A 13,322-nucleotide genomic window follows, 5' to 3' on the forward strand; every position below is an offset into this window, starting at 1 on the left:
CCGGTGCTAGCTTCGGTACGTCGGCCGTCGACGGAAAGACCCAACACCACGACGAACGAGGTAATCCGCGGCATGACGGAAGTAATGCAGGGTGTAGACCTGGCCGACCCGCAGACCTTCAACGACCGTGACCTCACGGAATTCTGGCAGCGGCTCAGGTCGGAGAGTCCGGTCTCCTGGCACCCGCCGCTGGGAGGGAATCAGGGCTTCTGGGTGATCAGTCGGTACGCCGACATCATGGCCGTCTACCGCGACAACGTGAACTTCACGTCGGAGCGCGGAAACCTGCTGGTCACCCTCCTGGCCGGAGGGGACTCGGCAGCCGGTCAGATGCTCGCCGTCACCGACGGCCACCGGCACCGCGAACTCCGGAAGATCATACTGAGGGCCTTTTCCCCGCGCGCCCTGGAGCGAATATCGGACCGGGTTCGGGAGAATACCAGGAGGCTGGTGGCCGGGGCGGTCGAGCGCGGCACCTGTGATTTCGCCGCGGACATTGCCAGCCATATCCCCATGGGTACCATCGCGGATCTTCTGGGTGTTCCCGCTGCCGACCGCGAATTCCTGCTCTCCTTGACGAAGTCCGCCCTGAGCTCCGATGCCGCCGACGCCCAGGAAATGGACGCGCTCATGGCGCGCAACGAAATCCTGCTGTACTTCGGCGAGCTGGTCGAAGAGCGGCGCCGCTCTCCGGGCGACGACGTGATCAGCGTGCTGGCCGGCGGCGAGATCGACGGGCGGGCCCTGACCGAGGACGAGATGGTCCTCAACTGCTACAGCCTCATCATCGGAGGCGACGAGACGAGCCGGCTCTCGATGATCGACTCGGTGTACACGCTGTCGCACCACCCACAGCAGTGGCAGCTGCTGCGAGACGGCGAAGTGAGCCTCGGCACCGCGGTGGAGGAAGTGCTGCGCTGGGCCACGCCCGCCATGCACTTCGGGCGCACCTGTCTGAACGACACCGAGGTGGGCGGCGTGCGGATCGCGGCGGGGGACATCGTCACCCTGTGGCACAGCTCGGGCAACCGCGACGAGGCCGTCTTCGAGGATCCTGGGACCTTCGCTCTGGGCCGTACACCCAACAAGCACATCACCTTCGGATACGGGCCGCACTTCTGCCTCGGCGCCTATCTGGCCCGCGTCGAGGTATCCGAACTTCTGTCCGCGCTGCGGACCTTCACCCAGGGGTTCGAGGTCACCGGCCCGGCACAGCGGATCCACTCCAACTTCCTGACCGGATTCAGCGGGCTGCCCGTGCGGTTCGACCCGGATCCGGCGGGACTCGCCCAGTACGAAGAGACGCGTGGCGCGAGCGTGTGATCGCGGCACCAGCTGAGGAGGAACACAGATGAGCACCAACCCGTTCGAGGACGCCGACGGCACGTACCTGGTCCTGGTCAACGACGAAGGCCAGCACTCGCTGTGGCCGTCCTTCGTGGAGGTACCCGCGGGGTGGGAGGTCGTACTGAAGGAGACCGACCGGCAGTCGGCGCTCGACTACGTCAACGAGAACTGGACCGACATGCGGCCCAAGAGCCTGATCGAGGCCATGGAGAAGGCCGACGCCGCCTGATCCGGACGGCCCCGCCCCCGTACCCCCGCCCTCGATGACGGGCGTACCCGACAGGACCGACACAGAAAGGGGGCCTCACGCATGCCGCGCGTGACCCGGCTGCCCGAACGAACCCGCAGGGCGGTGACCTCTCTGGTGGCCGGGATCACGCTGGTGGGACTCGCCGCCGCGCCCGCCTCCACCACACCGGCCGCCGATACGACCGTCCACGACCGCCGTGCCGTGATCCAGTACACCGAATACGGCGTACCGCACATCACGGCCGCCGGCTACCCGGGGCTCGGCTACGGCTACGGGTACGCGTCGGCCAAGGACAACGTGTGCGTCCTCGCCGACGCGTACCTCACGGTCAACGCCGAGCGCTCCCGCCACTTCGGCGCCGACGCCCCCGCCAACCCGGGACTGGGCGCGGCGGCCGACAGCCTCACCAGCGACGTGTACTTCCAGCGGCTCAAGGACTCCGGCACCGTCGAGCGACTCGTCGGCCAGCCGCCGCCCGTCGGCCCGGAACCTGAGGTCGCGCAGCTGGTGCGCGGCTACGTTCAGGGCTACAACCGCTATGTGGCCGAGGCCACGGCGAAGGGTGTCGCCGACCCCGCCTGCCGCGGTAAGGCGTGGGTGCGTCCCATCGCCCCCATCGACGTGTACCGGCACATCCACGCGGTCACCACGATGACCGGGGCCGGCTCCTTCATGGACGGCATCGCAGGCGCCCGCCCGCCCGCCGGAAAGGGCCCGGCCCCCGAGCCGCCCGCGGACGCGGCGGCCGGACTGGGCGCCGCGGTCCGCTCCGCCCGTGGCGATGGCGAACTGGGCAGCAACGCCCTCGCGATCGGCACCGACGGTACGAGCGGCAGCCGCAGCGTGCTGCTCGCCAACCCGCACTTCCCCTGGCACGGCGCGCGCCGCCTCTGGCAGAGCCACCTGACCATACCCGGCCGACTGGACGTCTCCGGCGCCTCGTTGCTCGGATTCCCCGCCGTGCTCATCGGCCACAACCACAATGTCGCGTGGACCCATACCGTCTCCACCGCCACCACCTACGGGCTGTACGAAGTACCGCTCGTACCCGGCGAGCCGACCCGGTACGTCGTCGACGGCGTACCCGAGGCGATGAAGAGCCACCGCGTCCGCGTCCAGGTCCGCCAGAAGGACGGGAAGACCGGCACGGTCGAGCGGACGCTGTGGGAGACCCGCTACGGGCCGGTGATCAGCGCAGGACCGGGAGGGTTTCCGCTGCCCTGGGGCAACGGCACTGCCTACACGCTGCGGGACGCCAACGCCACCAACCTGCGGGCCCTGAACACCTGGCTCGGCCTCGGGCGGGCGAGGGACACCGACGAGGTGCGGCGGGTGCAGTCCCGTTCACAGGGCCTGCCGTGGGTCAACACCGTGGCGGTGGACCGCGGGGGCAGCGCGTACTACTCCGACATCCAGGTCGTGCCGCACGTCACCGACGACCTGGCGAAGAAGTGCTCCACCCCCCTGGGACAGCGACTGTTCGCCACCAACGGCGTCCCCGTACTCGACGGCGCGCGCGGTGCCTGCGCCTGGGGAAGCGACCCGGACGCGGTGGAGCCCGGCCTGCTCGGACCCGGCCGGCTCCCGCGGCTGGTCCGCGACGACTACGTCACCAACTCCAACAACAGCCCCTGGCTGGCCAACCCGCAGGCACCGCTGACCGGTTACCCCCGCATCGTCGGCGACGTCGGCACTCCGCGCTCACTGCGTACCCAGGAAGGCATCCTCTCCGTGCAGCGACGGCTGGCCGGCACGGACGGGCTGCCGGGCAGGGGCTTCTCGCGCACGACGATGGAGCGGATGCTCTTCAGGGACCACAGCAGGGCCGCCGAACTGGCCGCCGCCGACACCGTCACGATGTGCCGGTCGTTCCCCGGCGGAGCGGCACCGTCGTCCCACGGACCCGTCGACGTGTCGACAGCCTGCCGGGCACTGGCCGACTGGGACGGCAGCTACAGCCGCCACAGCCGCGGCTCGCTGCTCTTCGCGCGCTTTGTGACGAAGTCCGCCACCGTGACGGGCGGGCCGTGGAAGGCGCCCTTCGACCCCGCCGACCCGCTGCGTACGCCCCACACCCTGGCGGTGGACCACCCAGAGGTGCGGCGGGCGTTCGGCGACGCGGCCGCGGAGCTCCGTACGGCCGGCATCCCCCTGGACGCCCCACTCGGCGACCACCAGTACGTGGTCCGGGGCGGCGAGCGCATCCCCCTCCACGGCGGCCCGCACCAACTCGGCGTGCTCAATGTGATCACGCCCCAATGGGACCCCGGGGCGGGCAACACCGAGGTGGTGTCCGGATCCAGCTTCCTGCAGGTGACGGAGTTCCCCGACGGGGGCGCGCCCCGCACCTCGTCGCTGCTCGCCTACGCGCAGTCCGGCGACCCCACCTCCCCGCACCACGCCGACCAGACACGGCTCTACGCCACGGGCACCTGGGTCCGTGAGCGGTTCACCCAGCGGGAGATCCTCGCCTCACCACAGCTGCGGACCCGCATTCTGACCGGGAAATAGGAGAACCATGCCCCTCGTGACCGTCAACGGCATCCGTCTCAACTACGAGGACAGCGGCTCCGGTGAACCCATCGTCATGATCATGGGTTCGGGAAGCGGGGGCCGTGCCTGGCACATGCACCAGGTGCCGGCACTGACGGCAGCCGGCTACCGCGTGATCACCTTCGACAACCGCGGCATCCCGCCCACCGATGTGTGCGCCGACGGCTTCACCGTCCAGGACATGGTGGCGGACGTCGTCGCGCTGATCGGCACACTGCGTCTGGGCCCGGTCCGGGTCGTGGGCACCTCCATGGGCGCGTACGTCGCCCAGGAGCTCGCCCTGACCCGCCCCGATCTGGTGCGCCAGGCCGTGCTGATGGCCGGCCGGGCCCGAAGCGACGCGCTGCGCGCGGCCCTGGCCCGGGCCGAACGGGAGCTGCACGACGAGCGGGTCTCGCTCCCCGCTCGCTACCGGGCGGTGGTCCAGGCGATGCAGAGCCTCGCTCCCCGGACACTCGACGACGAGCAGGCCATCGTCGACTGGCTGGACGTGATGGAGATGTCACCCCAGGACGAAGCGGGACGCGGCGCCCAGCTCGCCCTGGAGCCGATGCCCGACCGCCGCCGTGCGTACACCGGCATCCGCGTCCCCTGCCACGTCATCTCGTTCGCCGACGATCTGGTCACCCCGCCGCGCGCCGGGGAGGAGCTGGCGGCCACGATCCCGGGCGCCGGCTTCGAAGTCATCCCGGACGCCGGGCACTACGGCTATCTCGAGAACCCCGAACCGGTGAACAAGAGCATCCTGGAGTTCTTCCGCGCCGGCATCGCCGACGCCCCTGCCGGCACGGCGGGCTGACACACCCGGTCGCGAAGGCGGGGCGGTCGCCACGGCGACCGCCCCGCCTTCGCGTGCGGTGGTTCCCGCTCTCACCTCACTCGGCGGTCAGCAGCCACAGCCAGGTCGACGGAGCGCCGAGCGGCTCCCGCCGCTCGACCCGCAGCCCCGCTCCGGCGAAGGCGCTCTCGTAGGTCGTCCGGTTCATGATGGGCGTGTCCATGAACGCGTGAACCAGTTCGAAGCCCACCGAGAACACCGGCAGCGGCGCCCGGTGCTGCTCCCAGTCCTGGGCCACGGTGTCGCCGATCAGGAACCGCTTGGCGTCCGGGAACACCCGGCGCAGCGTGCGCATGACCCCGACCGGATCCCCCGTGGCATCGAACAGGTCGTGCATCATCAGGAAGCTGGAAACCAGGTCGACCCCGGGGAACGTGCGGTCGGAGAAGCCCAGGATGTCGCCGTGCACGATCTCGATGCGATCGGACAGCCCCGCCTCGGCGACCCGTTCGGTCGCCTGCACGCAGGCCGCCTCATTGATCTCGATGCCGGTGCCGCGCCGGGCCGCGTCCCCGCCGCAGAGCCGCAGCAGCCGGGTGGCGTCCCCGCAGCCGAGGTCGGCGACCGTGCCGAAACCGACCGTGGTCAGCACCTCCTCCTCCAGCGGCAGCATGAGCTCGCGTCCCACCTCGCCCGAGCCCACGGCGACCATCCCGCCGTCGCGGTCGATGTCCCCCTCGAAGACCGAGGTGCCCAGGGCGAGACCGGACAGTCCGCGCAGGACGTCGTGGTAGCCGCCGACGCCCCAGGTGAAGAAGCCCCTCAGCCGTACGAGTTGCCGGCCGGCCGGCGTCAGGGCGACGGTGTGGGTGTCGCCGGTCCGTAGTTCGACGTATCCCAGCAGGGCAGCCACGCGCAGCATCGCCATCAGCCCGGTGGCGTCGGAGCCCGAGGAGGCGGTGAGCGAGTCGAGCGTGCACACGGGCCGCGCGGACAGCTGCTCCCACACACCCAGCCTTGTCAGCGCGAACACCACGTGGGCACCGACGTAACCGTTGAAGAGGTCCTCCGGGGCGACGGCGTCCAGGGTCGGCACGGCGATCACGTCCCGTGCGGCTCCCAGGCCGTGGCCGCGCGCGGCATGCGAGCGCGGAGAGGCGAGCAGCTTGTCGAGCGCCTCACAGAACCGGTCGGTGTCCTCGGCGGTACCCACGGTGACCCGCACATGGCCCGGATGCCCGAAGTGCGTCAGGTCGCGTACGAGTATTCCGTGCTCATCGGCGAGCCGTGCAGCGAACCGGGTGCTGTCCCCGGGCGCTTTGGCCATGACGAAGTTGGTGACCGAGGGCACGAACCCCACGCCGAGGCGTTCCAGGCCCCGGCACAGCCGCTCCCGTTCCTCGGCGGTGCGCTCGCGGACCTCCGCGATGTGGTCCGTGCTGTCGAGGGCGGCCACGGCTGCCTGCTGCGCCAGCCTGTTCATGCTGAACGGCAGCGCCCGGCGGACGTCCTGGATGCCCGCGATGAGGTCCGCCGGGCCGACGGCGTACCCGGCGCGCAGGGAGGCCAGTCCCCACGCTTTGGAGAAGGTCCGCAGCACCAGCAGTCGCCGGCCCGCGCGCACCGCCTCCATGGCGTGGTCGAAACCGGGCCCGGCGAACTCCATGTACGCCTCGTCGAAGACCGGTATCACTCCGGCGCGTTCGGCGGCGCCAAGGATCTCCTCGACGGCGGCCGGGGCGAGCACGGTGCCCGTCGGGTTGTGCGGATTGCAGACGAAGACGAGACGGGCGCCCTCGCCGAGGGCCTCCGACAGCGCCGCGGCCGGGACTCGGTTGTCGATCAGCGGGACCGTACGGACCGTCGCCCCGGCCACGGCCGCCGAGGTGGCGTACCCGGGGAACGTCGACTCCGTGACGACGACGGTCTCGCCGGGGCCGGCCGACGCCAGCGTGATGAGCAGCACGAGCTCGTCGGCACCGTTGCCCACCGCCACCATGTCCGCGGTGACGGCGACATGCTCGGCCAACCGCTCCCGCAGCACGGTCGCGTCGCTGTCCGGGTAGGTGGCGCACCGGCCTTCGAGCTCCTTGGTGACCGAGGCGATCACCCCCGGTGGGGGGCCGTACGGGTTCTCGTTGCAGTGCAGTCGCAGCATCCCGTCCCCCCTCTCGTGCTCGCGGTGGAGGGAGTGCACTGTCGGTGGGCGGCTCACGGTGTCTCCTTTGGCTGGGAAGTGCCTGTGTGCGGCGTGCGCGCGCCCGGCTGTCCGGTCCGCCGGCCGCAATTACCGGCCGAGGCTGACGCCGGGCGACTGGAAGGCGGGCCCCAGGACGGTCCTCGCGCCCTCCGCCGAGGGGATGGCGAACAACTTCTTGGCCTCTACCTGCACTTGGAACATCAGCCCCACGGCGTCGTCCAGCTCCTCCGGGTGGCCGTTGAACACCCGGTTCAGGCCTTTGAGAAGGTTGGTGTAGGACGCGTCGCAGCGCAGTGACTCGCGCCGCCCGAGGGAGTCCGCGGGCAGCCGGTACGTGTCGGGGTCGTCGATCACCGGGTGGACCCCGTCGGGATCGAAGGGGATCGTCGGGCCGGTGTGACTCCACTTGCCGCTACTGTCGCGCGCGAGCTGCCGGCCCTCGACGATCTCCGCGAACATGTAGTAGTGGCCCAGTTCCTCCGGATCGCCCAGACCGTCGCCGTCCAGGTCGTGCGGAGAGCCCTCGCCCTGTTCCACGATCTGGTGGACGGCGAGGAGGGCGGAGCGACTGTCGGTGACCTTGTACAGCGTTCCCGGGGCATCGGGCCATCCGACCTGACGGGCGGGGTCCCCGCTGAACAGCTTGCCGTCCTCATCAAGGCGGATGATGGCGCGGGCGATGCGGTTGTAGAGCCACGCGATGGTCTGCGGCTCGTACTCGGCCTTGGAGAACCAGGCCTTGAGCGTGTCGACGGCGTCGTCGTCCACGTGGCGCACCTCGCCGTCGCGGGTGACGCGCACACTCTTCGGGGAGATGACGTGGCCCTTGAACGGCTTGCCGTCCACCATCGGGTGCTGCGGCTGCTCGATGGCCATGAAGACGTCCCGTACGTGCTCCAGCGACAGCTTGCGCAGCCTGACCTGGAGGTCGGGAAGGACACCGGCGGGCAGCGCGCCCGGATAGGTCGGCACGAACCCGGGGCGGCCGATCCGCGGCTGCCCGCCGACGGCGTTCAGCAGATTGCACACCTGCGCCATGTGCTGCATCTCCTCCAGCACGACGGCCCGTATCAGCTGTGCGATCTTCACGTTGCGGCCGGGCTTGATGGACATCAGCGCGGCCAGATAGGGCGGGACGGTCGCCAGTTCCACGAGCATCGCCTGTTGCAGTACGTCCCTGAGCTCGTCGACGGTGCCGATGTCGAGCAGCGGCGGCCGGGGGCCGCTGTCCAGCCAGCTCACGATCATGTCTCGCTTTCCTGGGGAGAGATCCCGGGTGACCGGCATGTGGTTGGGGGAGTCGGGGGACGCGAGCAGGGTCCGTCTGATGTAGGTGCGGTGCCGCAGGACGTCGTTGTAGTTGCCCAGGTCCAGCACGTCCCGCATCACCGGGTAGAGGTTCGCGTACTGCTGGAGGACGGGCTGTACGTCACGAAGCCACGTGGGGCGGGCGGGCGCCCGGTAGGCGTCGAAGACGCGGATGGAGAGCTTGCCTTCCGGTTCGCCCCGGCGGTGCAGCGGCCCGTACGAGACCTCGGTGAGGGCGCCGTCGATCGTCCTGCGGGGATTGCCGGGGTTCGTGCCCGTGAACGCCACCACGGCGCGGCCCCGGGCGTCGGTGACCGCCTCTTCCGGGACGGTCAGGGGCCGGGGGCCCTTGCCGGCGTCCAGGAACAGCCGCATCCCCGTGGCCGGGCGCCCGAAACGCGTCGCGTACAGCGTCGTGGAAGCCATCTCGCGCGGGCTGTCGGGGTGGAGACGGAAGACGAAACCGTCGGCATGCACCCATGAGGCGTCGGCGTTCTCGGTCAGCAGGGCGACGGGCGGGTCCGCCGCGCGGACCACGGCGATGCGGCGCCGCGAGATCAGCGCGAGCTGCTGCCGGGTCAGTCGCGCGGTGGCGATCCCCGCGTCGCGTTCGTAGAAACCTCGGTCGATGCCCGCGAGCGGGGCGAGCGTTTCGGGCTCGGCGTCCTCGTCCAGTACGGCGAGAGCGAGCGGACCGACGTCCTCGAGCGGGCCGCCGCGCCCGGTGGCCCGGATGCTGTTTCCCAGGTCGACGAAGACGGTGGCCGACCGCTCGTCGACCCGGCACGGCGCGTGGAACAACGGGCTCTTGTCATCGGCCTTGCGCAGTCTGCGCCCGGCGAGGAAGCGCTGGGGCTCCCCCGAGAAGTAGGGCCCGATGGAGCCGACGATGCGCCCGAAGGTGATGTTGTCCGGCCAGTGCTCGATGCCGTCCTCGACGGCGTCCATGGTGACCTTGACCGAGAGCATGCCGTCCTGGGTGAGCGCCCGCAGGGCGCGGAGGAAGGGGGACGCGGATGTGGGCGCCCAGGCCAGGCCGGTGAGGACGGAGTGGTACACCCCGGATATGTCAGGACGGCCGGAGGGAAGGACGGCGCGCGGCCACAGGTCCTCGACGGCGGAGGGGAGGAAGTGGCCCCGCAGTACCTCCTGGCCGTCCTTGTCCAGCAGGCGCGGCCGCCAGCCGTAGATCTCCGGCACCATCTGGTTGTGCGGGTCGAGGTCGACCATCTTGCCGTTGGTCCGCAGGTCGTCGTCGACCAGTCGGCCGCCCACGACAGGGTCCTCGCGCCGGTCGGTGACCTGTCGGCCGTCCGGGAAGCAGACGCTGGTCACGGACACGTCGGCCAGCCGCAGCGTGCCAGGTCCGCGCGGATTCCACAGCCCGTTGACGTCCGGCAGGTTCATCCGCCACTGGTAGCGCGGTTCGAAGAGGTCGTTGTCGAAGTACTGCGGCACGTTGTTGGCCGTGGCCACGTCGGTCTGGATGGTGCCCGCGAAGTTCAGCCTGGGGAACCCGAGGTAGGACACGGTGCTCTCCTCTCCTGCGGACTAGCGGCTCACGGAGCGGGCCCAGCGGACGTCCACCGGGAGCTTGGCGGGCGCGAGGTTCACCCGGGGCGCCGGATACTCCAGCGGGATGCTCCGGGAGACGGCGACGCTCGAACAGCGGTCCAGGAGCAGGGACATGGCGTTCTCGGCCACGACCCGGGCCAGCGGAGCGCCGAGGCAGAAGTGCATGCCGTGCCCGAAGCCCAGATGGCGGTTGGGCGTGCGGCGGACGTCGAAGCGGTCCGGGTGGGCGAACTGGGTCTCGTCCCAGTTCGCCGACGCCGTCCAGACGGCGACGGGAGCACCGGCGGGCACGATGTGCTCGCCGATCCGGCATTCCTCGGTCGCCAGCCGCAGGGCGCGCGGCAGCGGCCCGCGGTAGCGGAAGACCTCTTCGATGGCCGAGGGGATCAGGGTGCGGTCGGCACGTATCGCGGCCGCGGCGGCCGGGTTCTCGTCCAGGCACACGACGAGGTTCGCCAGCAGCATGGTCGTGGTGTTGTGGCCGGCGAGAAGCATGACCGCGGCCAGGCTCACGACGTCATCGGCCGTCAGCTGCTCGCCGTCGACCTCGGCCGTGGCCAGCCGGCTGAGCAGGTCCGTGCCTGGCTCCTCGCGGCGCCGGCGGACCAGTTCGTGGAGGTACTGCTCCAACTGCTCGAGTCCGTCCCCGAGTTGGCCGCCACCGGCCGCGGCCTGCGCTGCCGGGTCGGTCAGGATGGCCGCCCAGCTCTGGAAGGCGCGCCGGTCGTCGTGGGGCACCCCCAGCAGCTCACACAGCACGATCATCGGCAGGGGGTAGGCGAACCGGTCGAGCAGATCGAAGTGCTCCAGGCCGTCGAGCTCGTCCAGGATGCCGGTGGCCGTCTCGGCGACCCTGGGTGTCAGCCGGTTCACCAGACGCCGGGAGAACGCCTGGCTCACCAGGCCGCGGAACGAGCGGTGGGTGGCCGGATCCATGGTGAAGAAACTGGCAGAGGTCAGCCGCTCGATGACCGGCGGAACGAAGGTGTCAATTCCGGCGGCCCGGCTCGCCGCGCGCATGTCGGCCGAGAAGGAAGGGTCGGACAGCACCTTCTGTGCCTCGTCGTAACCGAATACCTGCCAGGCGCGGATGGACTCGTCGTATCCCACTGGACCGGTATGACGCATGTGCGTCAGCCACGAATAGAATTCCGCCACCTCCTTGTCCAGAGGACGGGCCGCGTTATCGTTGATTTCTGGCCCAGAAGACAGCATGAGACTCCACCAGAGGCAATTGACGGCTGACGGGCAACTGGAGACTAACGCAGCTCCGTTGCCCTGTCAGTGTCGATCGTTCTGCTATTGGGCGGAGTTGGCGGGCATTGCTCGTGAGAATATGGTCCCCGCCAGTTTCTTTTCATCACCGCTTAATCAGCATTCCCTCGGGGCTGGAGTCCCGGGCCCCCCGGGGGATGTAGGGGCCCGGGACGACGGGGGCGCCCCGTGCGGGGCGGGCGTGCCTTCAGGCGTCGCGGGTGCGCAGCACCCAGTACCCGGCCGTGTTGGCGGCCAGGGCCCAGAAGGCCAGCAGCGCGACGGCCGCGGGGGCACCGTACGTGTCGTTCTCGGAGACACCCATGAGCGCCATGCCGGCCGGGCCGGGCAGGTAGTCGGCGGCCTTCGCGAGGAACTCCACCGAGATGGACTGCAGGGTCATGGGCAGCACCAGCAGCACCAGGAACCCCACGGTGAGGGTGCCCGCGACACTGCGTACCGCCGCACCGATCCCGATGATGATCACGCCGACCGCGCCGAGGTAGCCGCCGACGGCCAGCGCTTGGCGGACGGTCGCGCCAAGGTTCACCGGATCCGCGACATCGCCCAGCGACGCGATCGCCGAGCCCAGCGCCACCGGTGTGAGCACCAGGCCGGTCACGAACAGCACCGGGAACAGCACCAGGCCCTTGGCCAGGAGCATGCGGTGCCGCACCGGCACCCACTGCAGGGTGGACCGGATGCTGCCGGTCGCGTACTCGGCCGCGATGACCATGGTCGCCATGGCGAGCACGGCGAACTGCCCCATGAACATGACGCCGGTGCCGATGTTGTCCAGCGGCGCGGTCGGCAGTCCGCCGCCCGAGGCCGCCTGCGTCGAGGACCGGGCGGAGACCCCCACGATGACGGTGTACGCGATGAGGAGCGCGGCCGTGGAGGCCAGACAGACCCATGTGGAGCGTACGGTCCACAGCTTGGTCCACTCGGCGGCGGCGGCGCCCGGCAGTCCGCCACGGCCGTGGGCCACCGCCACGGGAGCGGTCGTCGTCTTGTCGTTCATGCGTCCAACCCGTCTGTTCGGTTCGCGCTCCGGGATGTGCCGTACTCGACGCTCTCGGAGGTCAGTTCCATGTACGCCTCTTCAAGTGAGGGCTCCTGCATGCGCAGTTCATGCAGTCGGGCACCGGCCTCGTGCGCCAGGTCACCCACCCGCTCGGCCGTCGCACCGCGCACGATCAGCACGTCGTCCCCTGAGCGGTCCGCGGTGAAGCCCGCCGACGCGATGCGCAGCGCCAGCTCCTCGCGGCTGCGTGGCTCCGGGACCCGCGCCCGCACCGTGCCCAGGCCACTGCGCTCGATCAGCTCCAGGATCGGCGTGTCGGCGATCAGCTTGCCCTTGCCGATGACGACGACCTGGTCCGCGGTCTGCTGCATCTCGCTCATCAGGTGACTGGAGAGGAAGACCGTCCGGCCCTCCTCGGCCAGCGAGCGGGCGATCCGGCGGACCCAGCGCACCCCGTCGGGGTCGAGGCCGTTCACCGGCTCGTCGAAGATCAGCACCCCCGGATCGCCGAGCAGCGCTCCGGCGATGCCCAGGCGCTGTCCCATGCCGAGGGAGAAGAGCCCGACCCGCCGCCCCGCGACCGATGTCAGGCCGACCACCTCGAGCACCTCGTCGACCCGCCGGCGCGGGATGCCGTTGCTGCGGGCCATGGCCAGCAGGTGGCTCCTCGCGGTCCGTCCGGGATGCAGTGCCTTGGCGTCCAGGAGGGCGCCGACCTCCCGCAGGGGGTGGCGCAGTTCCTCGTACGGCTTGCCGTTGACCAGCGCCTCGCCGGCGGTGGGACGGTCCAGGCCGAGGATCATCCGCATGGTGGTGGACTTCCCGGCGCCGTTGGGGCCGAGGAAGCCGGTCACACGGCCCGGCTTGATCTCGAGGCTCAAGCCGTCCACCGCGGTGACCGTACCGTAGCGCTTCGTAAGCCCGCTGAGGCTGATCATGCATGCTCCCTGTTGGTGCGCCGATGTCCACCACCCTAGAAATCGGGGCGCGTCGGCACATCCGACGATGGGAATCGGCTGTCTGCCACTTTCGT

9 protein-coding genes are annotated in these 13,322 nt (G+C 70.3%); 4 read left to right on the forward strand and 5 right to left on the reverse strand.

The window, feature by feature from the left end; all coding sequences use genetic code 11:
* The first annotated feature begins 72 nt into the window (after positions 1-72).
* From AC0699_RS23315 to AC0699_RS23330, 4 genes are all read left to right on the forward strand, one after another.
* On the forward strand, positions 73-1,323 hold the full coding sequence (locus tag AC0699_RS23315; RefSeq protein ID WP_478663363.1) for a cytochrome P450: 1,251 nt from the start codon (positions 73-75) through the stop codon (positions 1,321-1,323).
* A 28-nt stretch (positions 1,324-1,351) separates the two neighbouring features.
* The gene (locus AC0699_RS23320) at positions 1,352-1,576 is read left to right on the forward strand and encodes an MbtH family protein (RefSeq protein WP_478663366.1); all 225 of its coding nucleotides are present in this window, start codon (positions 1,352-1,354) and stop codon (positions 1,574-1,576) included.
* Positions 1,577-1,657: 81 nt separating this feature from the next.
* Positions 1,658-4,108 carry a penicillin acylase family protein gene (locus AC0699_RS23325; protein WP_478663369.1) on the forward strand — a complete coding sequence of 817 codons (2,451 nt, stop codon included), beginning with the start codon at positions 1,658-1,660 and terminating at the stop codon, positions 4,106-4,108.
* A 7-nt stretch (positions 4,109-4,115) separates the two neighbouring features.
* Positions 4,116-4,949 carry an alpha/beta fold hydrolase gene (locus tag AC0699_RS23330; protein ID WP_478663371.1) on the forward strand — a complete coding sequence of 278 codons (834 nt, stop codon included), beginning with the start codon at positions 4,116-4,118 and terminating at the stop codon, positions 4,947-4,949.
* A gap of 76 nt (positions 4,950-5,025) precedes the next feature.
* On the opposite strand, the gene hisC is transcribed toward AC0699_RS23330, so the two are convergent.
* From hisC to AC0699_RS23355, 5 genes are all read right to left on the reverse strand, one after another.
* The gene (gene hisC, locus AC0699_RS23335; protein ID WP_478663373.1) at positions 5,026-7,143 is read right to left on the reverse strand and encodes a histidinol-phosphate transaminase; all 2,118 of its coding nucleotides are present in this window, start codon (positions 7,141-7,143) and stop codon (positions 5,026-5,028) included.
* A 72-nt stretch (positions 7,144-7,215) separates the two neighbouring features.
* Entirely contained in the window at positions 7,216-9,966 is a 2,751-nt protein-coding gene (locus AC0699_RS23340) for a ferritin-like domain-containing protein (protein WP_478663375.1), read from the reverse strand.
* A gap of 21 nt (positions 9,967-9,987) precedes the next feature.
* Entirely contained in the window at positions 9,988-11,121 is a 1,134-nt protein-coding gene (locus AC0699_RS23345) for a cytochrome P450 (RefSeq protein ID WP_478663378.1), read from the reverse strand.
* A gap of 352 nt (positions 11,122-11,473) precedes the next feature.
* Positions 11,474-12,286: an ABC transporter gene (locus AC0699_RS23350; RefSeq protein WP_478663380.1), complete on the reverse strand. Its 813-nt coding sequence runs from the start codon at positions 12,284-12,286 to the stop codon at positions 11,474-11,476.
* Positions 12,283-13,227, reverse strand: a complete 945-nt coding sequence (locus AC0699_RS23355; protein WP_478663382.1) for an ABC transporter ATP-binding protein — start codon at positions 13,225-13,227, stop codon at positions 12,283-12,285. Before AC0699_RS23355 ends, AC0699_RS23350 begins: the two co-directional genes overlap by 4 nt.
* Positions 13,228-13,322 lie beyond the last annotated feature (95 nt).

The organism is Streptomyces sp. NPDC043870, assembly GCF_056435785.1.

What these genes read in the sequence shown, in the direction of transcription:
- AC0699_RS23315 (WP_478663363.1), top strand. Translation starts at nt 73, where the DNA reads ATGACGGAAGTAATGCAGGGTGTAGACCTGGCCGACCCGCAGACCTTC.
- AC0699_RS23320 (WP_478663366.1), top strand. Translation starts at nt 1,352, where the DNA reads ATGAGCACCAACCCGTTCGAGGACGCCGACGGCACGTACCTGGTCCTG.
- AC0699_RS23325 (WP_478663369.1), top strand. Translation starts at nt 1,658, where the DNA reads ATGCCGCGCGTGACCCGGCTGCCCGAACGAACCCGCAGGGCGGTGACC.
- AC0699_RS23330 (WP_478663371.1), top strand. Translation starts at nt 4,116, where the DNA reads ATGCCCCTCGTGACCGTCAACGGCATCCGTCTCAACTACGAGGACAGC.
- AC0699_RS23350 (WP_478663380.1), bottom strand. Translation starts at nt 12,286, where the DNA reads ATGAACGACAAGACGACGACCGCTCCCGTGGCGGTGGCCCACGGCCGT.
- AC0699_RS23355 (WP_478663382.1), bottom strand. Translation starts at nt 13,227, where the DNA reads ATGATCAGCCTCAGCGGGCTTACGAAGCGCTACGGTACGGTCACCGCG.